The sequence below is a fragment of the Variovorax sp. OV329 genome, from assembly GCF_900114785.1.
In the GTDB taxonomy this organism is placed as follows: Bacteria; Pseudomonadota; Gammaproteobacteria; order Burkholderiales; family Burkholderiaceae_C; genus Variovorax.
On record NZ_FOUG01000003.1, the window covers coordinates 171,334 to 193,159 of the forward strand.

20 protein-coding genes are annotated in these 21,826 nt (G+C 67.1%); 14 read left to right on the forward strand and 6 right to left on the reverse strand.

Translation table 11 applies throughout. The features are described from left to right. Positions 1 to 43 precede the first annotated feature (43 nt). The gene (locus BM345_RS05920) at positions 44 to 1,240 is read left to right on the forward strand and encodes an ABC transporter substrate-binding protein (protein WP_093376583.1); all 1,197 of its coding nucleotides are present in this window, start codon (positions 44 to 46) and stop codon (positions 1,238 to 1,240) included. Between the two features lie 126 nt (positions 1,241 to 1,366). Here the strand turns inward: BM345_RS05920 and zwf are convergent, their stop codons facing one another. Then, complete coding sequence (zwf, locus tag BM345_RS05925) at positions 1,367 to 2,833, reverse strand: glucose-6-phosphate dehydrogenase (RefSeq protein WP_093376586.1); 1,467 nt, start codon at positions 2,831 to 2,833, stop codon at positions 1,367 to 1,369. A gap of 54 nt (positions 2,834 to 2,887) precedes the next feature. Beyond that, the gene (locus tag BM345_RS05930; RefSeq protein WP_093376589.1) at positions 2,888 to 3,736 is read right to left on the reverse strand and encodes a MurR/RpiR family transcriptional regulator; all 849 of its coding nucleotides are present in this window, start codon (positions 3,734 to 3,736) and stop codon (positions 2,888 to 2,890) included. A gap of 160 nt (positions 3,737 to 3,896) precedes the next feature. Between BM345_RS05930 and BM345_RS05935 the strand changes: the two genes are divergently transcribed. The 3 genes from BM345_RS05935 to BM345_RS05945 are packed head-to-tail and all read left to right on the forward strand — an operon-like array spanning position 3,897 to position 8,231. Continuing rightward, positions 3,897 to 4,913: an ABC transporter substrate-binding protein gene (locus BM345_RS05935; RefSeq protein WP_093376591.1), complete on the forward strand. Its 1,017-nt coding sequence runs from the start codon at positions 3,897 to 3,899 to the stop codon at positions 4,911 to 4,913. Positions 4,914 to 4,965: 52 nt separating this feature from the next. After that, on the forward strand, positions 4,966 to 7,185 hold the full coding sequence (locus BM345_RS05940; RefSeq protein ID WP_093376593.1) for an ABC transporter permease: 2,220 nt from the start codon (positions 4,966 to 4,968) through the stop codon (positions 7,183 to 7,185). Beyond that, a complete protein-coding gene (locus tag BM345_RS05945) occupies positions 7,182 to 8,231 on the forward strand; it encodes an ABC transporter ATP-binding protein (protein WP_093376596.1) in 1,050 nt (349 codons plus the stop codon). The genes BM345_RS05940 and BM345_RS05945 overlap by 4 nt, the downstream gene beginning before the upstream one ends. A 7-nt stretch (positions 8,232 to 8,238) precedes the next feature. Here BM345_RS05945 and BM345_RS05950 read toward each other — a convergent pair whose 3' ends face one another. Next, entirely contained in the window at positions 8,239 to 8,901 is a 663-nt protein-coding gene (locus BM345_RS05950) for a lipocalin family protein (RefSeq protein WP_093376597.1), read from the reverse strand. 111 nt (positions 8,902 to 9,012) lie between these two features. On the opposite strand from BM345_RS05950, the gene tal reads away from it, so the two are divergent. The 3 genes from tal (at position 9,013) to BM345_RS05965 (ending at position 11,947) form a co-directional block, all read left to right on the forward strand. Beyond that, a complete protein-coding gene (tal, locus tag BM345_RS05955; protein WP_093377311.1) occupies positions 9,013 to 9,978 on the forward strand; it encodes a transaldolase in 966 nt (321 codons plus the stop codon). After that, positions 9,975 to 11,516 carry a glucose-6-phosphate isomerase gene (pgi, locus tag BM345_RS05960; RefSeq protein ID WP_093376600.1) on the forward strand — a complete coding sequence of 514 codons (1,542 nt, stop codon included), beginning with the start codon at positions 9,975 to 9,977 and terminating at the stop codon, positions 11,514 to 11,516. Before tal ends, pgi begins: the two co-directional genes overlap by 4 nt. Positions 11,517 to 11,614: 98 nt before the next feature. Then, positions 11,615 to 11,947 carry a DUF805 domain-containing protein gene (locus BM345_RS05965; RefSeq protein ID WP_093376602.1) on the forward strand — a complete coding sequence of 111 codons (333 nt, stop codon included), beginning with the start codon at positions 11,615 to 11,617 and terminating at the stop codon, positions 11,945 to 11,947. A gap of 258 nt (positions 11,948 to 12,205) precedes the next feature. Here BM345_RS05965 and BM345_RS05970 read toward each other — a convergent pair whose 3' ends face one another. From BM345_RS05970 to BM345_RS29630, 3 genes are all read right to left on the reverse strand, one after another. Then, entirely contained in the window at positions 12,206 to 13,237 is a 1,032-nt protein-coding gene (locus tag BM345_RS05970; protein WP_139237471.1) for a phosphotransferase family protein, read from the reverse strand. A gap of 47 nt (positions 13,238 to 13,284) precedes the next feature. Continuing rightward, on the reverse strand, positions 13,285 to 13,509 hold the full coding sequence (locus tag BM345_RS05975; RefSeq protein ID WP_093376607.1) for a hypothetical protein: 225 nt from the start codon (positions 13,507 to 13,509) through the stop codon (positions 13,285 to 13,287). A gap of 104 nt (positions 13,510 to 13,613) precedes the next feature. Next, positions 13,614 to 14,051, reverse strand: coding sequence for a hypothetical protein (locus tag BM345_RS29630; protein ID WP_139237472.1), 438 nt, complete (start codon positions 14,049 to 14,051; stop codon positions 13,614 to 13,616). A 444-nt stretch (positions 14,052 to 14,495) separates the two neighbouring features. Between BM345_RS29630 and BM345_RS05980 the strand changes: the two genes are divergently transcribed. The 7 genes from BM345_RS05980 (at position 14,496) to BM345_RS06010 (ending at position 21,815) form a co-directional block, all read left to right on the forward strand. Further along, entirely contained in the window at positions 14,496 to 15,803 is a 1,308-nt protein-coding gene (locus BM345_RS05980) for an ABC transporter substrate-binding protein (protein WP_093376611.1), read from the forward strand. A 36-nt stretch (positions 15,804 to 15,839) separates the two neighbouring features. Next, complete coding sequence (locus BM345_RS05985; RefSeq protein WP_093376613.1) at positions 15,840 to 16,697, forward strand: carbohydrate ABC transporter permease; 858 nt, start codon at positions 15,840 to 15,842, stop codon at positions 16,695 to 16,697. Between the two features lie 10 nt (positions 16,698 to 16,707). Then, positions 16,708 to 17,529: a carbohydrate ABC transporter permease gene (locus BM345_RS05990; RefSeq protein WP_093376616.1), complete on the forward strand. Its 822-nt coding sequence runs from the start codon at positions 16,708 to 16,710 to the stop codon at positions 17,527 to 17,529. Between the two features lie 21 nt (positions 17,530 to 17,550). Continuing rightward, the gene (locus BM345_RS05995; protein WP_093376618.1) at positions 17,551 to 18,585 is read left to right on the forward strand and encodes an ABC transporter ATP-binding protein; all 1,035 of its coding nucleotides are present in this window, start codon (positions 17,551 to 17,553) and stop codon (positions 18,583 to 18,585) included. Between the two features lie 72 nt (positions 18,586 to 18,657). Beyond that, the gene (gene dalD / locus BM345_RS06000) at positions 18,658 to 20,046 is read left to right on the forward strand and encodes a D-arabinitol 4-dehydrogenase (RefSeq protein ID WP_093377314.1); all 1,389 of its coding nucleotides are present in this window, start codon (positions 18,658 to 18,660) and stop codon (positions 20,044 to 20,046) included. After that, complete coding sequence (locus tag BM345_RS06005) at positions 20,043 to 20,834, forward strand: L-iditol 2-dehydrogenase (RefSeq protein ID WP_093376622.1); 792 nt, start codon at positions 20,043 to 20,045, stop codon at positions 20,832 to 20,834. The genes dalD and BM345_RS06005 overlap by 4 nt, the downstream gene beginning before the upstream one ends. A gap of 27 nt (positions 20,835 to 20,861) precedes the next feature. After that, a complete protein-coding gene (locus tag BM345_RS06010; protein WP_093376625.1) occupies positions 20,862 to 21,815 on the forward strand; it encodes an AraC family transcriptional regulator in 954 nt (317 codons plus the stop codon). Positions 21,816 to 21,826: the final 11 nt, after the last annotated feature.

The following is a 21,826-nucleotide window of genomic DNA, read 5'->3' on the forward strand; positions in this document are numbered from 1 at the left end:
CGCGCCCGCATCGCGATACCCACAACAAACCAGGAGACAAGCCATGCAGGAAGAGAAGAAGCGGGCGCTCACGCGCCGCAAGCTCATGGGCGGCATCGCTGCCGCCGGCGCAACCATCGCCCTGCCTGCGCTCGCGCAGGACAGGGCCGCCAAGGCCCCCGCGTCAGCCGGGGCCACCGAAGCCAAGGCGCCTGCGGGCGACATCGTCATCGGGCAGAGCGCGCACCTGACGGGTCCGCTCGCACCCACCTTCCAGGCGGTACTGCGCGGCCAGGACATGGCGATCAAGGAGTTCAACCGCAAGGGCGGCGTGGGCGGCCGCAACGTGCGCCTGGTGACGCTGGACGACGCCTACGACCCCGCGAAGACGGTGGCCAACGTCACGCAGTTGATCGAGCGCGAGGAAGCGACGGCGCTCTACGGTTTTGCCAACACGGCCGGCGTGGCGGCGGCGCTGCCCATCGTTGCCGAGAAGAAGGTGCCGCTGGTGAGCGTGTACACCGGCTCGCCGGTGCTGCGCGCCAGGCACAACCCCTTCTTCTTTACCACCATGGCGAGCTACGGCGACGAGGTCGATCAGATGGTGCGCAACCTGGTCACGCTGCACCGCGGCGAGATCGCGCTGGTCTACCAGAACAGCCCTTTCGGCCAATTGATGGCGCCAGTGGTGGAGCAGACCTGCAAGGCGCAGGGCGCCAACCTGGTGGCCAAGGCGCCGCTGGAGGTGAACGGCAGCGACGCCGCAGCGGCCGTAGCCACGCTGGCCGCGGCCAAGCCGCAGGCGATCATCTTCATGTCCTTCGGGCCGTCGCTGATCCCCTTCGTGAAAATTGCCCGCCAGAAGATCGCGGCGCCCATCTACTGCGTGAGCATCGCCAACTCGCGCCAGCTCATCGATGCGCTGGGCGACGAGGCGCGCGGCCTGGCCATCGCGCAGATCGTGCCCTATCCCTTCCGCCCGATCACGCCGCTCACGCGCAGCTACCACGCGGCCATGGAGGCGGCCGAGCTGCCGGTCGACTACGACCATTTCTTCGGCTACATCAACCTGCAGGTGCTGCTCGAAGGCATGCGCCGCGCCGGCAAGGGCATCACGCCGCAGAAGCTGGTCACGGCGATGGAAGGCATGCGCAGCACCGACCTGGGCGGCTACACAGTGGACTTCAGCCCCACCAACCACCACGGCTCGCGATTCGTCGAACTGGTGATGGTCGGCCCGGGTGGCCGCTACCTGCGCTGAAGAACGCCGCTCCTCTCACCAGTCCCGCACCGCGGAACCGGCGTTGCCGGGCCGCAGGTGGGGTCGCCCCCTCGGGGGGGTGGCGAACTACACGCAGCGAAGCGGAGTGAGAAGCCGGGGGGCTTTTTATTGTTCCTCGCCCCAGGCAAAGCCGTCGCGCGCGATCATCGCGCTGGATGCACTCGGGCCCCAGGTGCCGGCGGCGTAGATGCGCGGGCCGCCGTCTGCACCCCAAGTGTCCAGCAGCGGCTCGACCCAGCGCCAGGCCTCTTCCTGCTCGTCGCGGCGCACGAACAGGTTCAGGCGGCCGTCGATCACGTCCAGCAGCAGGCGCTCGTAGGCGCCCACGCGCTCGGAGCCGAAGCGCTTGTCGAAATCCAGGTCCAACTGCACCGGCGCCAGCGGCGGCGCCACATGGATGCCGCTGCGCTGGCGCTTGTCCTGTGCCTGCGCCAGCAGATGCAGTTCCATTCCGTCCTTGGGCTGCAGGTTGATCACCAGCTTGTTGGCGTTGCCGGCGGGCACGCGGAAGATGGCATGCGGCGCCGCGCGGAAGTTGATCTCGATGCGCGCATCGCGCGAGGCCAGCCGCTTGCCGGTGCGGATGTAGATGGGCACGCCGGCCCAGCGCCAGTTGGCGATCTCGGTGCGCAGGGCGACGAAGGTCTCGGTCTTGCTCTCCGGGTCCACGCCGGGTTCCTCGCGGTAGGCCACCACGCGCTCGCCATAGGCCGTGCCGGCGCCGTACTGGCCGCGGATGGCGTGCAGGCCGATCTCCTCGGCCGTCCAGGGCTTGAGCGAGCGCAGCACCTTGAGCTTCTCGTCCCGGATGGCGTCGGCATGCGAGTTGATGGGCGGTTCCATGCCGATCGCGCACACCAGTTGCAGTGCGTGGTTCTGCACCATGTCGCGCAGCGCGCCGGTCTGGTCGTAGAAGCTGCCGCGCTTTTCGACGCCCAGGTCCTCGGCGATGGTGATCTGGATGTTGGCCACGTGCTCGCGCCGCCAGATGGGCTCGAACAGCGCATTGCCGAAGCGCATGGCGAACAGGTTCTGCACCGAGGGCTTGCCCAGGTAGTGGTCGATGCGGAAGATCTGGTTCTCGTGCAGCACCTTCTGCACCGCGTCGTTGATGCTGCGGTTGCTCTTGAGGTCGTGGCCCAGGGGCTTTTCCAGCACCATCCGCGTGGCCGGCGTGTTCAGGCCCGCGGCGGCGATCTGTTCCACCACCGAGGTGAACAGGCCCGGCGCCGTCGCCAGGTACATCACCACCGTGTCCGCATTGCGCGTGCGCAGCAGGTCGGCCAGGCGCGCATAGTCGGCCGGCTTGGACAGGTCCATGCGCAGGTAGTGCAGCATGGAGGCGAAGTCCTTGAACTCCTCCGGCGTGGGGCGCTTGGCGCCTTCCACCGCCTTGAAGCGCGACTGGATCAGCTCGCGGTAGGCGTCGTCCGAAAGATCGTCGCGCGCCACGCCGATGATGCGGCCGCCTTCGGGCAGGCTGCCGTGGCGGAAGGCCTGGAACAGGGCGGGCATCAGCTTGCGCCAGGCGAGGTCGCCGGTGCCGCCGAAAAGTACGAGGTCGAAGCTCATGGTGTGCTCGTGTCGGTAAGCGGGTTACATACAAAAGGTGCAGGCCTTGCAGCGTCATGCATAGCGCTTGGCCTGCAGGTTCTTCTTCATCTCGTCCAGCATCGGCTGCAGGGTCTCGTTGCCGATGCGCAAGGCCACGCAGGTGCACAGCACGTCGATGATCATGAGGTGCAGCAGGCGCGAGACCATGGGGCTGTACTGGTCGTAGCCCTCGGGGTGGTCGGCCGCCAGGTGGATGTGCCCGGCCGCCGCCAGCGGCGCGCCACTGGCCGTGATGGTGATGGTGGTGGCGCCCGCCTTGCGAGCGATCTCGCAGGCGTTCATCAGGTCGCGCGTGCGGCCCGAGTTGGAGATGAGCACCGCGCAGTCGCCGGGGCGCAGCATCGAGGCGCTCATCACCTGCATGTGGCCGTCGCTGTGCGCGATGGCGGTGATGCCCAGGCGGAAGAACTTGTGCTGCGCGTCCTGCGCCACGATGCCCGAGTTGCCGGCGCCGAAGAATTCGACGCGCCGGCCGGCCTGCTGCGCGGCGGCCAGCGCCGCGGCGGCCTTGTCGATGGGCGCGGTGCTGGCGTCGTTGCGGTAGCGCAGAAAGGCCGCGACCGCGTTGTCGATCAGCTTGCCGAAGACCTTGCCGGTATCGTCCTCGGGCTGCACGCTGCGGTGCAGGTGCGGCACGCCGCTGCCCACGCTGCCGGCCAGCTTGCGCTTGAATTCGCTCAGGCCTTCATAGCCCATGCTGCGGCAGAAGCGCACCACGGTCGGGTTGCTGACGCGAGCCCGCAGCGCGAGTTCGCGCACCGGCAGGAGGATGAAGGCGTTGGCATCGGCCAGTGCCAGCCGGGCCACGCGGCGTTCCGCGGGCGGCAGGTTCGGCAGGGCGGCTTGGATGCGGTCGAGCATGGTCGGGTGGCGCGATCGATGTAATTATGTTCCATGCTTGGGGCCTCGAGCTGTACTTCTTTGCTCCCCCGTTGGATTCTTCGGGCTTTTCCCCACTGTCACATTTGTCATATTTGTGTCATGGTCTTGAGTAATCGAATTACAACTGGAGACCGCACGCATGCGCACGACCCTGCTGCCCCTGGCCCTGGCGGCCACCTTCTTCTCGGCCGCGGCCTCGGCCCAGCAGGTCAACGTGATCTGCTCGGTGCAGGCCGACTGGTGCAACCTCATCGCCACCACCTATGCGCGCACCACCGGGGTCAAGATCAACCTCGCGCTGAAGGGCTCCGGCGAGGCGCTGGCGCAACTGGTCGCGGAGAAGGACAACCCCAAGACCGACGTGTGGTTCGGCGGCACGGGCGACCCGCACCTGCAGGCGGCCGAGATGGGCCTCACGCAGGAATACAAGAGCGCGAGCCTGCCGCAGCTCTACGACTGGGCGCAGCAGCAGGCCGCGCAGTCGGGCTACAAGACCGTGGGCATCTACATGGGCCCGCTGGGCTTCGGCTACAACACCGAGCTGATCGCCAAGAAGAAGCTGGGCGTGCCGCGCAGCTGGGCCGACCTGCTCAAGCCCGAGTACAAGGGCGAGATCCAGGTGGCCAACCCCGCATCGAGCGGCACCGCCTACACCATGATCGCCACGCTGGTGCAGCTCATGGGCGAGGACAAGGCCTTCGACTACCTCAAGGCGCTGCACAAGAACGTGGGGCAGTACACCCGCTCGGGCACCGGCCCGATCAAGGCGGTGGCTCGCGGCGAGACGGCGGTGTCGATCAGCTTCGTGCACGACGCGCCGCAGGAGAAGATGGCGGGCTTCCCGGTGGAGACCACCACGCCTTCGGAGGGCACCGGCGCGGAGATCGGCTCAATGAGCATCGTGAAGGGCGCGCGCAACCTGGAGCAGGCCAAGAAGTTCTACGAATGGGCGCTCACGCCCGGCGCGCAAGGCTTCGGCGCGGCGTCCAAGCAGTTCCAGCTGCCGTCCAACAAGGCGACGCCGGTCGATGCTAACGTGCCGGACTTCAAGAAGATCAAGCTCATCAACTACGACTACAAGAAGTACGGCGCCAGCGACGAGCGGCGCCGCCTGATCGCGCGCTGGGAAAAGGAAGTCAACTCGCTGCCGCGCTGATGCGCAGCGGATCGCGGCCCGCAGGGCCGCTCGTTCCTGCAACCGCCTACCCATGACTTCGCGCCACCCCAACCGCGCAGCACGGATCTGCATCGCCATCGGCGCGCTGGCCTACCTGCTGCTGCCCTGGTACGCCATCCAGGACACCGCCTGGTACGCGGTGCTGCCCCAGGTGTTCAGCCAGGGCGACGCAGCCAATGGCGTCTTGCAGGCGCTGGGGCAGGGCCGATGGTGGCTGCTGTCCGGCGTGGCGGGCCTGCTCCTCTGCGCGGTGGGTGCCATGCAGCCGCCGGGCCGCGCGCAGGGTCGCTGGCTGCTGGCCGGCGGCATCGTCGGCGTGCTGGGCCTGGCGCTTGCGGGCTTTGCCATCGGGGCGCGCGGCTGGAGCGCCGGCTGGCTCAACGCGGCCTTCGGCGAACTGGCGGTGAACCAGTTCGGCCTGGGCGCGGGCGGCTTCGTGGCGATCACGATGCTGCTGATGCTGGGTGCCTTCGGCCTGGCTCGGCTGGGCTTCTTCCGTGGCGATCTGTTCGTGGCGGCCGCGGTGGTGGGCTGTGCGGCGCTGCTGCTGCTCTTCATTGCCTACCCGGTGGGCAAGGCGCTTTCAGGCGCCTTCTTCAACGAGGACGGCCGCTTCTCGATCGCGTCCTTTGCGGCGCGCGTCTTCACCGAGCGTATCTGGGGGCTGGGCTGCGTGCAGGGCGGCGGCAGCTGCGGCGTCGCCTGGCACACGCTGGTGCTGGCGCTGCTCACGGCGGCGGGCACCACCTTCCTGGGCACGGCGCTGGCACTGATGGCCGAGCGCGGCAACCGGCGCCTGCAGGGGCCGCTGCGGGTGCTCGCGCTGCTGCCCATCATCACGCCGCCCTTCGTCGTCGGGCTCGGGCTGATCCTGCTGTTCGGCCGGGCCGGCGTGGTCAACCAGGCGCTGGAGAGCTGGTTCGGCCTGCAGCCCACGCGCTGGTTCTACGGCCTGCCGGGCATCCTGGTGGCGCAGCTCTTCGCCTTCACGCCCATCGCCTTCATGATCATGCGCGGCGTGGTGCAGGGCATCGCGCCCAGCCTGGAGGAGGCGGCGCAGATGCTGCGCGCCGACCGGCGCCGCGCCTTCTTCACCGTCACGCTGCCGCTGCTCAAACCGGGGCTGGCCAATGCCTTCCTGGTGGGCTTCATCGAGAGCATCGCGGACTTCGGCAACCCGATCGTCGTGGGCGGGCAGTACGCGGTGCTGTCCACCGACATCTTCTTCGCCATCGTGGGCGCGCAGTACGACCAGGGCCGGGCCGCCTCGCTGGCCTGGGTGCTGACGCTGTTCGCACTGGGCGTGTTCGCGATGCAGCGCGCGCTGCTGGGCAGCCGCAGCTACACCACCGTCAGCGGCAAGGGCGACGCGGGCATTCCCATGGCACTGCCGGACGGCGTGCGGCGGGTCATCCACGGCGTCGCGCTGCCGTGGGTCGCGTTCACCGTGGTGGTGTACCTCTTCGCCTTCGCCGGCGGCTTCGTGCAGACCTGGGGCCGCGACTACACGCCCACGCTGAAGCACTTCGTCACCGCCTTCTCGCTGGAGTGGGGGCAGTTCGGCCTGGTGTGGTCGGGCACCGCCTGGAACTCGCTATGGACCACGCTCAAGCTGGCGGGCCTCTCGGCGCCCATCACCGCTTCCGTCGGCCTGCTGATCGCCTGGCTGCTGGCACGCAACCAGTTCCGCGGGCAGGGCGCCTTCGAGTTCGCGGCGCTGCTGGCCTTCGCCATTCCGGGCACGGTGCTGGGCGTGAGCTACATCCTGGCCTTCAACGTGCCGCCGCTGGAGCTCACCGGCACCGGGCTCATCATCGTGCTGTGCTTCATGTTCCGGAACCTGCCGGTGGGCGTGCGCGCGGGCACCGCGGCCTTCAAGCAGCTGGACCGCTCGCTGGACGAAGCCTCGATGATGCTGCGCGCCTCCACCGCGCAGACCCTGTGGCACGTGGTGCTGCCGCTGCTCAAGCCGGCGCTGGTGGCGGCGTTGGTCTACAGCTTCGTGCGCGCCATGACCACGGTGAGCGCGGTGATCTTCCTGGTGACGGCGGAGAACGAACTGGCCACCACCTACATCATCGGCCGCGTGGGCAACGGCGACTACGGCGTGGCGCTGGCCTACTGCACGGTGCTGATCGCGCTGATGTCCGTGGCCATCGCGCTCATCCAGATGCTGGTGGGCGAGCGGCGGCTGGGCCGCCGCAAGACGCCCACGCACCAGGGCCACCACAAGATGGAACGACTCGCATGAACGGCATCGAACTGCGCAACGTGACCAAGCGCTACGGCAGCGACCCCTCCGCGCCGCTGGCGGTCAAGGGCATCAGCTTCGAGGTGCCGCAGGGCACGCTGACCACCATCCTGGGCCCCTCGGGCTGCGGCAAGACGACCACGCTGCGCATGATCGCGGGGCTGGAGTCGCCCAGCTCGGGCCAGATCCTGATGGACGGGCGCGACGTCACCACGCTGGGCCCGGCCGAGCGCAACGTGTCGATGATGTTCCAGAGCTACGCGCTCTTCCCGCACATGAACGTGATCGAGAACGTGGCCTACGGGCTGCGCATGGGCGGGGTCGCCAAGGCCGCCGCGCACACGCGTGCGGCCGATGCGCTGCGCGGCGTGGGCCTGGTGGGCTTCGACGAGCGGCTGCCCAGCGAACTCTCGGGCGGCCAGCAGCAGCGCGTGGCCCTGGCGCGCGCGCTGGTGCTGGAGCCGGCGGTGCTGCTCTTCGACGAGCCGCTGTCGAACCTGGACGCCCGCCTGCGCCGCGAGATGCGCGAGGAGATCCGCGCCATCCAGCAGCGCCTGAAGCTCACCGTGGCCTACGTCACCCACGACCAGAGCGAGGCGCTGGCGGTGTCCGACCAGATAATCGTGATGGACCATGGCGTGATCGCGCAACTGGGTGCGCCGCAGGCGCTCTACGGGCGTCCGCAAAGCGAGTTCGTTGCGGGCTTCATGGGCGAGGCCATGGTCTTCGCCGCGGTGGCGCGCGAAGGCGGCAGCGTGGCCCTGGGTCCCTTGCAGTTCATGCCACGCCATCCGGTGGCGCCGGGCGCGGTGAAGGTCGCCGTGCGCCCCGAGGCCTGGCGCATCGGCGAGGGCGAGGCGTTGCCCGCCACGCTGCGCAAGGCTTCGTACCTGGGAAGCTACTACGAGTACAGCTTCGAGACGGCGCTCGGGCCGGTGTTCGTCGTCTCCGGCGACCTGGCCCGCCCGCTGGCCGCGGGGGCGAGTACCGCGCTCGGCCTGGGCGAGCACGGCGTCTCCGTCGTGGCGCAGGCGCCGGGCGGCTGAGGGCGCTTCAGGCCGCGACCGGCCGCACCACCCGATCCACGTCGAAGCCCAGGCTGCGCGCGTATTCCAGCTCGCCGGCGAGCGTCCCTTCGTCCAGTTGCTGTGCGCGCGAAAGCACCCACAGGTACTGCCGGTCGGGCGTGCCGACCAGGGCGACCTCGTAGTCGCGGTCCAGCTTCAGGATCCAGTAGTCGCCCCAGGCAAAGGGCAGCCAGCCCAGCCAGCTCGGCAGGAAGCGCACCTTCAGCCGGCCGGCACCCGGCAGGCCCGGCACGCGCACGGCGCGGGCGATGCCCAGGGCCTCGTCCGTGCGGCCGTCCTCGCGCAGGCAGCGGTTCTGCACCCGCACCGTGCCGTCCTGCAGCAGGGTGTAGTGCGCGGTCACCGGGCCGTCGCAGCTTTTCTCGAAGCGGTTGGGCAGGCGCGCTTGCTCGTACCACAGGCCCGAATAGCGCTTCAGGTCCACCGGCGCCACCACCTGCAGGGGCGCACGCATCAGCGGCGCACCGTCCGCCGGCCCCGCGGGCGGCCCGGCGCGCAGCGCCTGGGAGCGGTTGAGTGCGACCAGCGCCAGCGCGCCGCCGATGGCAAAGGCCGTCGCGAGGGTGCCCGTCGACGGACCGCGCGGTGCGGGGGGCGCGGTCGGCGCGGGCGGGAGTCTTCTGGTCATGCTTCGAACCTCCGTACGTATCAGAGTGTTCGAAGCTAACCGGGGCGCAGAGTATCGGCCGTCGGACTCGGAGCACAGCTTCTGTAGTTTCCCGGCGGGATAATGGACCGCATGAACCAGCTCGAAGCCCTTCGCCAATGGACCACCGTCGTTGCTGACACCGGTGACTTCCGTCAACTCGACGCCTTCAAGCCGCAGGACGCGACCACCAACCCGTCGCTGATCCTCAAGGCGGTGCAGAAGAGCGACTACCGCCCGCTGCTGGACGAGGTGCTCGCGAAGCACCGCGGCGAGCCGCTGGACGAGCAGATCGACCGCCTGCTGGTGCGCTTCGGCTGCGAGATCCTCTCGATCATCCCGGGCCGCGTCTCCACCGAGGTCGATGCCCGCCTGAGCTTCGATGCCAAGGCCACCATCGCCCGCGCCGAGCGCATCGTGGCGCTGTACCGCGCCGAAGGCATCGACACGCAGAAGCGCCTGCTGATCAAGGTCGCCTCCACCTGGGAAGGCATCCAGGCCGCCCGCGTGCTGGAAGGCCAGGGCGTCCACACCAACCTCACGCTGCTCTTCTCCTTTGCACAGGCGGTGGCCTGCGGCGAGGCCGGCGTGAAGCTCATCTCGCCCTTCGTCGGCCGCATCTACGACTGGTACAAGAAGTCCGCGGGCAGCAACTGGAACGAGGCGGCAAGCGCCGGCGCCAACGACCCCGGCGTGAAGTCGGTGCGCCAGATCTACGACTACTACAAGCACCACGGCATCGCCACCGAGGTGATGGGCGCGAGCTTCCGCAACACGGGCCAGATCGCCGCGCTGGCCGGCTGCGACCTGCTCACCATCAGCCCCGAGCTGCTGGCCGAAATGGCCAACCGGCCCGACAGCGACGCGCCCCTGTCGCGCCAGCTCGACCCGCAGGCGGCCAGGTCGCGAGAGATCGCCAAGCTGAGCTACGACGAGGCCGGCTTCCGCTTCGCGCTCAACGAGGACGCGATGGCCACCGAGAAGCTGGCCGAGGGCATCCGCGCGTTCGCCGCCGACGCGGTGAAGCTGGACAAGCTGATGACGGAGGCCACCTCATGACCGTCCGCTGCGACCGCACCCCCGCCTGGCAGGAACTGCGCAAGCACTTCGACGCCACGGCGCCGCGCTTCGATCTGCGCGAGGCCTTCGAGGGCGACGCCCAGCGCTTCGAGCACTTCAGCCAGGAGGCGCCGCAGGTCTTCGCAGATTTGTCGAAGAACCTGATCGATGCCAAGGCCGAACAGCTTCTGTTCACGCTGGCGCGCGAGTGCGGCCTGCAGGCGCGCATCGAGGCCATGTTCGGCGGCGAGCACATCAACGCCACCGAGGACCGCGCCGTCATGCACTACCTGCTGCGCGCGAAGACGGCGGCGCGCGGCCTGGCGACCGAGTTGGCGCAGGTGCATTCCACCCTGGACGCGATGCTGGCCTATGCCGACGCCGTGCGCGCCGACCACACCATCACCGACGTGGTGAACATCGGCATCGGCGGCTCCGACCTGGGCCCGCAGATGGCGGTGCTGGCGCTCGACGAGTTCGTGGCGCCGGGCAAGCGCTTCCATTTCGTCTCCAACGTCGACGGGCACGAGCTCGATGGCGTGCTCGAGGGGCTGGCGCCGGAACACACGCTCTTCCTCATCGCCTCCAAGACCTTCACCACCGCCGAGACCATGGCCAACGCGCACTCGGCCAAGCGCTGGTACGAGCAGTCCGGCGGCACCGACATCGCGCGGCACTTCGCGGCCCTCACGACCAACGTCGAGGCGGCGCGCGCCTTCAGCATCGACACCACCTTCGGCTTCTGGGACTGGGTGGGCGGGCGCTACTCGATGTGGTCGGCCATCGGCCTGCCGCTGGCGCTGGCGACCGGCTCGCAGGGCTTCCGTGCCTTCCTGGAAGGTGCCCGCGCCATGGACGAGCACTTCCGCAGCGCGCCACTGGAGCAGAACCTGCCGGTGCGCCTGGGCCTGCTGGATGTCTGGTACCGCAACTTCCACCGCTTCACCAGCCGCAGCATCGCGCCCTATCACAGCGGCCTCAAGCGCCTGCCGGCCTACCTGCAGCAATTGGAGATGGAGAGCAACGGCAAGCAGGTCGACCTGGACGGTCAACCGCTTCCCTACGGCACCTCGCCGGTGCTGTGGGGCGAGCCGGGCACCAACGGCCAGCACGCCTACTTCCAGATGCTGCACCAGGGCACGGACGTGGTGCCGCTGGAGTTCCTGGCGGTGCGCGACGCGGCGCACGACCTGCCGGGCCACCACCCCAAGCTGCTGGCCAACGCGCTGGCGCAGGCCCAGGCGCTGATGCAGGGCAAGAGGGACCAGGACGGCCACCGCAACTTCCCGGGCAACCGGCCCAGCACCTTCTTCGTGCTGGAGCGGCTCACGCCCGAATCGCTGGGCGCCTTCGTCGCCCTCTACGAGCACCGCGTGTTCACCAGTGGCGCCCTGTGGGGCATCAACAGCTTCGACCAGTGGGGCGTGGAGCTGGGCAAGGTGCTGGCAAGGGACATCGAGCCGCGCCTGGCCTCGGGCGACACGGCCGGGCTGGACGCCTCCACGGCCGGCCTGCTGGCCCGGTTGCGGCAGCGCTGAACGGCTTTCGCCACCATCAACAACGATGGTGGTCGTTTGCGTCTTCGTCGATATGATGCGCCGGGGAATCGTCCTGGGATCACAAGAGGAGAAGACACATGGGCTTCGTTCAAGCCGTTCAGGTCTGCCTGCGCAAGTACGTCGCTTTCGAGGGCCGCGCCGCGCGCTCCGAATTCTGGTGGTTCGCGCTCTTCCAGCTCATCGTGATGATCGTGGCCTCGATGCTGGGCCGCACCGTCTACACCGTCGTGGTGCTGGCGCTGGTTCTGCCCTCGCTGGCCGTGGGTGCGCGGCGGCTGCATGACATCGGCAAGAGCGGCTGGTACCTGCTGCTGCACCTGCTGCCTTTCATCGGCTTCCTGGTGCTGCTCTTCTTCTGGGTTCAGCCCAGCCAGACCGAGAGCAACACCTACGGCGTGCAGGCCATCTGAGGCCTGCGCCGACCCCGCCCAGGGCCGCTTCTTTGCGGAGTCGCAGTTGATGAGCGCGCCGCGCTGACACGCCAAGCGCTTGCGCATCAACTGTTATCGCTGAGCTGCCCGGCCCAGTCAAAGTTGTTGCGCGCGGACGCGCGCATGGTCAAAGTTGCTGAGCGTCCGCTTTGTGCCGCCCGGAACGCCGGCTTGGTCCCATTCCGGACATTGCACCCAGCCGAAAGCGGTCGTTGGTCCCTACAGGTTGCGAACGATTCAAGCCAACAAGTCAAGGCAGCGAAGGTCTTCCACCGCGTGTTGAATTCGTGTGAGTTGCGGCCACCAGACGTAGGCCGACATGTTCCTGGCAAAACGCGCGATTGGCGTGCGCATATGTAGAAGCACCGCGAGCCGGTAGTCTTCCTGAAGTGCCTCCCGTGAATAGTCCGTCACTCCAGAATCAGTGAGTGCCGAATGGTAGCGGTCCAGCAGGGGCATCTCGAAGCGGTAGCGCACTCCCCGGTCCCATTGAATGGCCATCATGTAAGCGAGGTCCCAGACGCCAACTCCCCAGTGCCAGCCGTCCCAATCGATAAGCTTTGGCGTCTCACTCGCGCCGTCACGAGGCAGCATCCAGTTCCAAACGTGAGCATCTCCGTGTATGAGAGTCCTCCCCTTGAGTCGCTCCGCCCGCTCGATGAGCGCTGGAAAGCCGAGCAGGAATCGCGCATAGGCATCGCGTACGCAGGCGTCCAGCGCATCGCCCGCCTGGGCGAACAGGCGCTCGCAAGCCGCGTCCAGCCATTCTGACGACCGAAGGCGTTCCCATAGAGATTGACCAGCGTCGCTCCAGTCCTGGTTTGTGCCGGCAGCATGAAACCGCGCCAGTGCTTCTACGATGAGCGCGCTTCGCTCGAACGTCGGCGGCAATGGCGCACTGCTGGGGCGCTCGTGTGAGCCTGAAAGGTCCTCCATGAGCAGCCACGTCCGTCCGGTGGAATCGTCCACTCCGCCGCAGTAGAACTTGGGGACGACGGAACAGTTCAGGCGCCTTGCGATGTGCTCGTAGAACGGCAATTCCGGCTGCCCAAATCCAACGTGCGACACCTTTAGCACGGCACTGGTCGGTGCGTCGGTCTGGTCGTCCCATGCCATCGTGACGCCGACCAAATCGGACAGATACCCGGAAGCTTCGATTTCTCGAGGAGTCACCGACAGTAGCACCGCGCCCTGTAGTTTCAAGCGCGGTGAAACTTGTTCGGACAAAAATGCAGGCGTAAGCAGTCGCTCCAAAATCAAGCTATCCAATGTAATTCCTCGATTCGTTTGAATGGCTGCTCATGGCCGAGTGCAGCCTAGCCATACAGAATGATTGCTCCGGCAAAGTAGGTGGCAATCAGCAGTGCGGCGAGAAACTTGGCGACGTGCAGGAGTCTGTCCGACGACAATTTGCTCCTCGCCGGATGCTCGTCGGGCAGGACCTTCCGAAGGAACCAAACGCCCAAATACAACACCGCGAATAGCGTCGTGCAAGCGACGAAGAACGCGCCTTCGATGATGGCTTTCCCGCTCAATTCCATAGCTGCTGAAGTTCAGGTTGCAGTGATTGTGCAGACTCAGCGATGCGAACGTCGGCTTTACGGGAGCGTGACCGAGGAACGGCTGCTACTGGCCGATACCACGCTTACGGCTTGGACCGAGCCAGTATTCCGCTGCCAAGAATCAATGGCGAATCGCCTTCCGGGCTACCAGCGCGAATTTCCTCAATCTGCCGCCACTTCAGCTTTCCGTTGGACAAAGTGGCTGTACCCATCGCAATCGCATCGTTTCGTCCGCTCGTCACAACAAGCACCGCAGTGCGTCCGACGACAACACCTCTGACGGGTCCGCCCTCATTCATGCGACCGCAACTTGCTGTTGCCATTCCATGGGAGCCTGCAATGTCGTCGCCAGTCTGGCGTAGCTCGAAGTACGCTCTGCCGCATTTCACACCGCTCTTCTTCTCAGCCGCCGTGCGCAGGTCGATGTACCAGGATCCGGTGAATTGTTCTCCAGCGACAGACCAGCCAGCACAACCTGCCGCACAAAGGACGACGGCAGCGCGCGCGAAGTAGCGACTCATTGACCGGATTTGGAGGTGGTGTTGCCTGATTCTCACTTGGAGGCCCGTCAGTGCGCACGCGCTCACCGTGGTGTCGTTGTCAGATGGCGACGAACTTCCGCTATGGGCAGGGACTCTCCAACGTCTCCTTCTGGCCGACTGCGGCCGGCTGGCCAGCATGCCATAGCCGGGCATCGGGAATGCCCGCATGCGCCGCGCGTCAGGAATTTTGACTAACGCGCAGGAATTCTGACTCCCTACAGCTTCTGCGGCCCTTTTTCATGGGCAGCCGCGTCGGCCACTGACGCCCGCTTACATCCTGAATTGCGCAATTCAGGGAAATCACTAGTCCATCGGTGCAAAGAAGTATCGGCGTTGACCATGTAAGTACCAAATCGCGAAGCCCGACTCTCCAGAATCCGGCCACGGCATGACCTCAATTGCCGACCCCAAGGAGACAAGACCATGAAGGCATTTCTGAAGGCGGGCATCACGCTCGCGATCACCGGCGCGGGCCTGGCCCACGCCGCCACCGAACTCGTCGTGGCCACCGTCAACAACGGCCACATGATCGAGATGCAGAAGCTCACGCCCTTCTTCGAGAAGGCGAACCCCGACATCAAGCTCAAGTGGGTCACGCTGGAAGAGGGCACCCTGCGCCAGCGCGTCACCACCGACATCGCCACCAAGGGCGGCCAGTTCGACGTGATGACCATCGGGCTGTACGAGACGCCCATCTGGTCGAAGAAGGGCTGGCTCAAGCCCATCGCCACCGACGCCGCCTACGACGTGGACGACCTGCTGCCAGCCATCCGCGACGGCCTGTCCAGCGACGGCAAGCTCTACGCCGCGCCCTTCTATGGCGAAAGCTCCATGCTCATGTACCGCAAGGACCTGGCCGACAAGGTGGGCATCAAGTTCCCCGACCAGCCCACCTGGGCGCAGGTCAAGGAGTTCGCCGACAAGGCCAACGATCCGAAGGCCGGCGTCTACGGCATGTGCCTGCGCGGCAAGCCCGGCTGGGGTGACAACATGGCCTTCCTGACCACGCTGGTCAACACCAACGGCGGCCAGTGGTTCGACATGCAGTGGAAGCCGCAGATCGACACCCAGCCCTGGAAGGACGCGATCGGCTTCTATGTCGACCTGATGAAGAAGGACGGCCCGCCCGGTGCCTCGGCCAACAGCTTCAACGAGAACCTGGCGCTCTTCAACGAAGGCAAGTGCGCGGCCTGGGTGGACGCGACCATCGCGGCATCCTTCATCAGCGACCCCAAGCAGTCGAAGGTGGCCGACAAGGTGGCTTTCGCGCAGGCGCCCACGGCCGCCACGCCCAAGGGCGCCAACTGGCTGTGGTCGTGGAACCTCGCCATTCCGGCCAGCTCGACCAAGGACGAGGCGGCGCAGAAGTTCATCAAGTGGGCCACGTCCAAGGACTACATCGCCCTGGTGGCCAAGGAAACCGGCTGGGCCACGGTGCCCACCGGCACGCGCAAGTCGACCTACGCCAACCCCGAGTTCCAGAAGGTCGCCAAGTTCGCCGCCGCCGAGAAGAAGGCCATCGATAGCGCCAACCTCACCGACAGCACGCTTCCCAAGTCGCCCTACGTCGGCGTGCAGTACGCGGCCATCCCCGAGTTCCAGGCCATCGGCGTGGCGGTGGGCCAGCAGATGAGCGCGGCGCTGTCGGGCAAGGTTACGGTCGATCAGGCGCTCAAGACCTCGCAGACCACGGCCGAGCGCGAGATGCGCAAGGCGGGCTACTACAAGTAAGCCGGCGGTGGCGGCAATGACCAGGGAGGCGTCGAGATGAACCGCCTGCTGCCACGCGCGCTCATGATGCCGGCGGTGTTCGCACTGCTGGCATGGATGATCGTGCCGCTGTGCATGACCCTCTACTTCTCGACGGTCAACTACAACCTGATGCAGCCGGGCGAGCGCAACTTCATCGGGCTGGAGAACTTCCACTACTTCATCACCGACCCGGACTTCTGGCCGGCGGTGTGGAACACGCTGATGCTGATCGGCAGCGTCATCGTCATCACCGTGGTGCTGGGCATCGGCCTGGCGCTGCTGGTGAACGAGCCCTTCCCGGGGCGCGGCATCGTGCGCGTGCTGCTGATCTCGCCCTTCTTCGTCATGCCCACGGTGAACGCGCTGCTGTGGAAGCACATGATGATGAACCCCATCTACGGCGTGCTGGCCAACCTGTGGAAGTTCTTCGGCGCCACGCCGGTGGACTGGCTCACCGAGATGCCGCTGTTCTCCGTGATCCTGATGGTGGCCTGGCAATGGCTGCCCTTCGCCTGCCTGATCTTCATCACCTCGCTGCAGTCGCTGGACCGCGAGCAGATGGAGGCGGCGCGCATGGACGGCGCCAACGCCGTGCAGCGCTTCTTCTACCTCACGCTGCGGCACCTGGCGCGGCCGATGGCGGTGGTGATCATGATCGAGATGATCTTCCTGCTCTCGGTCTTTGCCGAGATCGCCATCACCACCAACGGCGGCCCGGGCAACGAGAGCACCAACCTCACCTACATGATCTTCAAGCAGTCGCTGATGAACTTCGACGTGGGCGTGGCCTCGGCCGGTGCGCTGTTCGCGGTGATCCTGGCCAACATCGTGGCGGCCTTCCTGATCCGCATCATCGGCAAGAGCCTGGACTAGGAGCGGCCCCATGAAGGAAACCTCCCTGGCCATGACCGTGCGGGCGCTGGCCGCCTGGATCTGCACGCTGCTGGTCTTCTTCCCGCTGGGCTGGCTGGTGCTCACGGCCTTCAAGACCGAATTGCAGGCCATCCACGTGCCGCCGCTGTTCGTCTTCGAGCCCACGCTGGACAACTTCAGCGAAGTGCAGCGCCGCAGCGACTACCTGCTGTACGCGCGCAACTCGCTCATCACCAGCCTGGGCTCCACCGTGCTGGGCATGCTGATCGCGGCGCCCGCGGCCTACTCGATGGCCTTCTTTCGCACCAAGTGGACGCGCGACATCCTCATGTGGATGCTCTCGACCAAGATGATGCCGGCGGTGGGCGCGCTGGTGCCCATCTACGTGCTGGCGCAGACGGCCGGCATGCTGGACACGCTGACCGCGCTGACCATCGTGTTCACGCTGTCGAACCTGCCGATCATGGTGTGGATGCTCTACACCAGCTTCAAGGACATACCCAACGAGATCCTGGAAGCCTCGCGCATGGACGGCGCCACGCTGTGGACCGAGTTCCGCCACGTGGTGCTGCCGCTGGCGGTGGGCGGCTTCGCCTCGACGGGCCTCCTGTGCCTGGTGCTGAGCTGGAACGAGGCCTTCTGGGCGCTCAACCTCAGCTCGGCCAAGTCGGGCACGCTGGCCACGCTCATCGCGTCCTATTCGAGCCCCGAGGGCCTGTTCTGGGCGAAGCTTTCGGCCGCCTCGCTGCTGGCCATTGCGCCCATCGTGGTGTTCGGCTGGTTCTCGCAGAAGCAGCTCGTGCAGGGCCTCACTTTCGGTGCCGTCAAGTAGCCGGCCAGGGAGACACAACACATGGCTTACCTCGAACTCCAGAACATCACCAAGAGCTTCGGCGACGCGCACATCATCAAGGGCGTCAACCTCACCATCGACAAGGGCGAGTTCATCGTCTTCGTCGGACCCTCGGGCTGCGGCAAGTCCACGCTGCTGCGCCTCATCGCCGGGCTGGAGCCCATCAGCAGCGGCCGGCTCATGCTGGACGGGCAGGACATCACCCACGTGGCCTCCGGCAAGCGCGGCCTGGCGATGGTGTTCCAGAGCTACGCCCTCTATCCGCACATGAGCGTGTTCGACAACATGTCCTTCGCGCTCAAGCTGGCCAACGTCGACAAGGGCACCATCCGCGAGAAGGTGGGGCAGGCGGCCAAGTCGCTCAACCTCGCGCAGTACCTGGAGCGCACGCCCAAGGAGCTGTCGGGCGGGCAGCGCCAGCGCGTGGCCATCGGCCGGGCCATCGTGCGCTCGCCCAAGGTCTTCCTTTTCGACGAGCCGCTGTCCAACCTCGACGCCGCGCTGCGCGGCAACACGCGGGTGGAGATCCACAAGCTGCACAAGTCGCTGGGCGCCACCACCATCTACGTCACGCACGACCAGGTGGAGGCCATGACGCTGGCCGACCGCGTGGTGGTGCTCAAGGACGGCCTCATCGAGCAGGTGGGCTCGCCGCTGGATCTGTACGACCGGCCGGCCAACCGCTTCGTCGCGCAGTTCATCGGCATGCCCTCGATGAACATGGTGTCGGCCAGCGCGGTGCCTCCCTTCTCGGAACTGAGCGGCGGCCGGCTGCCCACCGACGGCTTCCTGGGCGTGCGGCCCGAGGGCGTGCGTGTGTACCCGCAAGGGCAGGGCACCGGCGTGCCGGGGCGGGTGGACCTGGTGGAGGCGCTGGGCGCCGACACCCTGATCCACGTGGACGTCAACGGCATACCGCTCATCGCGCGCCAGAACGAGCGCACGCCGCTGCGGGCCGGCGAGGGCGTGCAGGTGGAGATCGACCCCACCGTGCTGCACCTCTTCAATCACGAAGGCCGTGCGCTGCACGCCTGATCGCTTCTTCGCCGTCCCACTTCTTTCTGCGGAACCTTTCCCATGTCCTATTCGGCTGCATCCGAATTCGTGATGCTGCACCTCGGCCTCGGCTCCTTCCACCGCGCGCACCAGGCCGTCTACCTGCAAGCCCTGGTCGACGCCGGCGACGCGCGCTGGTCGCTGGTGGGCACCAACATCCGGCCCGACATGGCCGATCTGCTCACGGCATTGCAGAAGCAGGGCGGTGCCTATACGCTGGAGACCGTCTCGCCGGCGGGCGAGTACCGCTACCAGCGCATCGAATCGATCCGACAGGTCTTGCCCTACGAGTCATCGCTGGCGGGCGCCGTCGAAGTGGCTTCGCAGGCCTCCACCCGCATCATCTCCTTCACCGTGACCGAGGCGGGCTACTACCTCGATCCCTCGGCCCAGCTCGACACGCAGGCGCCCGACATCCTGGACGACGTGCGCAAGCTCGGCCGGGGCGAAGCGGGCAGCACCATCTTCGGTGCCGTGGCGGCCATGCTGCGCGCGCGCATGAAGTCCGACGCCGGCCCGGTGACGCTGCTCAGCTGCGACAACCTGCGCCACAACGGCGACCGCTTCCGCGCCATGCTGCGCAGCTTCCTCGAACTGCTGGGCGACGCGCCACTGTTGGCCTGGATGGAGGTGCACACGCGCTGTCCCAACAGCATGGTCGACCGCATCACGCCGCGGCCGCCGCCCGAGCTGCGCGAGCGCGTGCGGCAGGCCACCGGCCAGGACGACGCCGCGCCCGTCAGCGGCGAAAGCTTCATCCAGTGGGTGATCGAGGACGACTTCGCCAACGGCCGGCCCGAGTGGGAGCGCGTTGGCGTGCAGATGGTGGCTTCCGTGTCGCCCTACGAGGAAGCGAAGATCCGCATCCTCAACGCCAGCCACAGCTGCATCGCCTGGGCCGGAACGCTGGCGGGCATGCGCTTCATCCACGAAGGCGCGCTGACGCCGGCCATCCGGCGCCTGGCCTATGCCTATGTCACCGACGACGTCATTCCCTGCCTGGACCGGCCCGGCGCGCCCAGCCCGGTGGACCTGCCCAGCTACCGCGACGTGGTGCTGGAGCGCTTCGGCAATGCCGCCGTGCGCGACACCAACCAGCGCGTGGCGATGGACGGCTTCTCGAAGATCCCCGGCTTCATCGCACCGACGGTGCGCGAGCGGCTCGCGGCCGGGCAGTCCATAGCCAGCGTGTCTGTGCTGCCGGCCTTGTTCCTGGGCTTCCTGCAGCGCTGGCACACGGGCCAACTGCCCTACGAGTACCAGGACCAGGCGATGGACCCGGCGGTGGCCCACGTCATCTGCAGCGCGGCCGATCCGGTCGCGGCCTTCTGTGCCGACGCTTCGTTGTGGAACGAACTCGCCGGCGACCCACGGCTGACCGACGCCGTGCGTGCGGCCACGCGCCGCAATGCCGCGCTGATCGAAGGGACCGCGCCGTGAGCAGCGGCAGGCTGGCGCAACGCCATGTGCTGGTGACCGGCGGCGGTGGCGGCATCGGCCTGGCGATTGCCAAAGCCTGCCTGGAAGAGGGCGCTCGCGTCAGCGTGGTAGATCGTGCCGCCCAGGCGTCAGCGGGCGTGGGCGAACTGCAGGCAGGCAAGGCCGACACGCTGCACTACCTGAGCGCCGACGTCACGCGGCAGCAGGACATCGACCGCCTGCTGCGCGATTCCGTCCAGCGCTTCGGCCCTGTCCACACCCTGGTGAACAACGCCGCCGTCTTCGAGCTGGCTCCGCTGCTGGAGGCGGATGCGGACTCCTTCGACCGCCTCTTCGCGGTCAACGTGAAGGGCATGTTCTTCGTCATGCAGGCGGTGCTTCGCCACATGCGCGATGCAGGCAGCGAAGGCGCCAGCGTCATCAACCTGGCCTCGCAGGCGGGCCGGCGTGGCGAGGCGCTGGTGGCGCACTACTGCGCGACGAAGGCGGCCGTCATCAGCTACACCCAAAGCGCCGCACTGGCGATGGCGCCGCACGGCATCCGCGTGAATGCCATCTCGCCAGGTGTGGTCGACACCCCCATGTGGTCGCAGGTGGACGCGCAATTCGCCCGCTACGAGGGGTTGGTCCTGGGCGAAAAGAAGCGCCAGGTTGGCCTGGCGGTGCCCCTGGGCCGCATGGGCACGCCGCAGGACATCGCCGGCGCCGCCGTATTCCTGGCCAGCGACGAGGCCCGGTACATCACCGCGCAGACGCTCAACGTCGACGGTGGTAACGTGATGAGCTAATTCCGCCGAACCGAGCGAGCGAGCCTCATGTCCGCCACCGCAGCGCCACAACAACCTGCACGCCGCCTGCCGCGCCAGCGTCAGCCCGAGCTGGAACGCGACTGCTCGCGCTCGCCCGAGCTGGGCTACGAGACGCCCGAGGAAGCCGGCCTGGTGCGATGCCTGCAGCACGGCTACCCCACGCCGCTGGCGCGCTGGCACTTCCACGACGAATACGAACTTCATCTCATCACCCAGACCGCGGGCAAGGCCTTCGTGGGCGACTGGATCGGCCCCTTCCAGCCGGGGCACCTGGTGCTGTGCGGGCCGCGGCTGCCGCACAACTGGGTTTCGTTCGACGTGCCGCAGACCGGCGTGGAGGAGCGCGACCTGGTGATCCAGTTCATGCACCAGCCCTTCGAACGCGCGGCCGAGACCATTCCCGAACTGCGCGAGGTGATGCAGTTGCTGGCGCGCGCCGGCCACGGCATCGAGTTCTTCGGCATGTCGCAGGTCGCGCGCGCGCACTGGGACAAGGTCAAGGCCACGCGCGGCCTGCGCCGCTTCGGCCTGTTCTGCGAGTTCCTGGCCGACCTGGCGCAATGCACCGACTACCGGTTGCTGTCCACCGTGCAGATGCAGGGCGCCGAGGGCGATGCGCAGGTCGAGCAGATCAACGGCGTGGTCAACCGCATCATCGCCAACGTGGGCGAGCCGCTCAGCCTCTCGGAGGTGGCGCAGGAACTGGGCATGAGCGAGAGCCGCTTCTCGCGCTTCTTCCGCCGCTCCACCGGCAACAGCTTCACCGACTTCGTCAACCACGTGCGCATCAACAGCGCCTGCCACCTGCTGATGCAGACCGACCACCTGGTCACCGACATCTGCTACCAGGTCGGCTTCAACAACGTGGCCAACTTCAACCGGCGCTTCCTGGAGATCAAGGGGATGACGCCCACGGAGTTCAGGCGGCAATCCGAATCTCGCTTCTCGGGCAGCCGCTGAGCAAGGCGTGG

What these genes read in the sequence shown, in the direction of transcription:
- BM345_RS05920 (WP_093376583.1), top strand. Translation starts at nt 44, where the DNA reads ATGCAGGAAGAGAAGAAGCGGGCGCTCACGCGCCGCAAGCTCATGGGC.
- zwf (WP_093376586.1), bottom strand. Translation starts at nt 2,833, where the DNA reads ATGAGCTTCGACCTCGTACTTTTCGGCGGCACCGGCGACCTCGCCTGG.
- BM345_RS05930 (WP_093376589.1), bottom strand. Translation starts at nt 3,736, where the DNA reads ATGCTCGACCGCATCCAAGCCGCCCTGCCGAACCTGCCGCCCGCGGAA.
- BM345_RS05935 (WP_093376591.1), top strand. Translation starts at nt 3,897, where the DNA reads ATGCGCACGACCCTGCTGCCCCTGGCCCTGGCGGCCACCTTCTTCTCG.
- BM345_RS05940 (WP_093376593.1), top strand. Translation starts at nt 4,966, where the DNA reads ATGACTTCGCGCCACCCCAACCGCGCAGCACGGATCTGCATCGCCATC.
- BM345_RS05945 (WP_093376596.1), top strand. Translation starts at nt 7,182, where the DNA reads ATGAACGGCATCGAACTGCGCAACGTGACCAAGCGCTACGGCAGCGAC.
- BM345_RS05950 (WP_093376597.1), bottom strand. Translation starts at nt 8,901, where the DNA reads ATGACCAGAAGACTCCCGCCCGCGCCGACCGCGCCCCCCGCACCGCGC.
- tal (WP_093377311.1), top strand. Translation starts at nt 9,013, where the DNA reads ATGAACCAGCTCGAAGCCCTTCGCCAATGGACCACCGTCGTTGCTGAC.
- pgi (WP_093376600.1), top strand. Translation starts at nt 9,975, where the DNA reads ATGACCGTCCGCTGCGACCGCACCCCCGCCTGGCAGGAACTGCGCAAG.
- BM345_RS05965 (WP_093376602.1), top strand. Translation starts at nt 11,615, where the DNA reads ATGGGCTTCGTTCAAGCCGTTCAGGTCTGCCTGCGCAAGTACGTCGCT.
- BM345_RS05975 (WP_093376607.1), bottom strand. Translation starts at nt 13,509, where the DNA reads ATGGAATTGAGCGGGAAAGCCATCATCGAAGGCGCGTTCTTCGTCGCT.
- BM345_RS29630 (WP_139237472.1), bottom strand. Translation starts at nt 14,051, where the DNA reads ATGAGTCGCTACTTCGCGCGCGCTGCCGTCGTCCTTTGTGCGGCAGGT.
- BM345_RS05980 (WP_093376611.1), top strand. Translation starts at nt 14,496, where the DNA reads ATGAAGGCATTTCTGAAGGCGGGCATCACGCTCGCGATCACCGGCGCG.
- BM345_RS05985 (WP_093376613.1), top strand. Translation starts at nt 15,840, where the DNA reads ATGAACCGCCTGCTGCCACGCGCGCTCATGATGCCGGCGGTGTTCGCA.
- BM345_RS05990 (WP_093376616.1), top strand. Translation starts at nt 16,708, where the DNA reads ATGAAGGAAACCTCCCTGGCCATGACCGTGCGGGCGCTGGCCGCCTGG.
- BM345_RS05995 (WP_093376618.1), top strand. Translation starts at nt 17,551, where the DNA reads ATGGCTTACCTCGAACTCCAGAACATCACCAAGAGCTTCGGCGACGCG.
- dalD (WP_093377314.1), top strand. Translation starts at nt 18,658, where the DNA reads ATGCTGCACCTCGGCCTCGGCTCCTTCCACCGCGCGCACCAGGCCGTC.
- BM345_RS06010 (WP_093376625.1), top strand. Translation starts at nt 20,862, where the DNA reads ATGTCCGCCACCGCAGCGCCACAACAACCTGCACGCCGCCTGCCGCGC.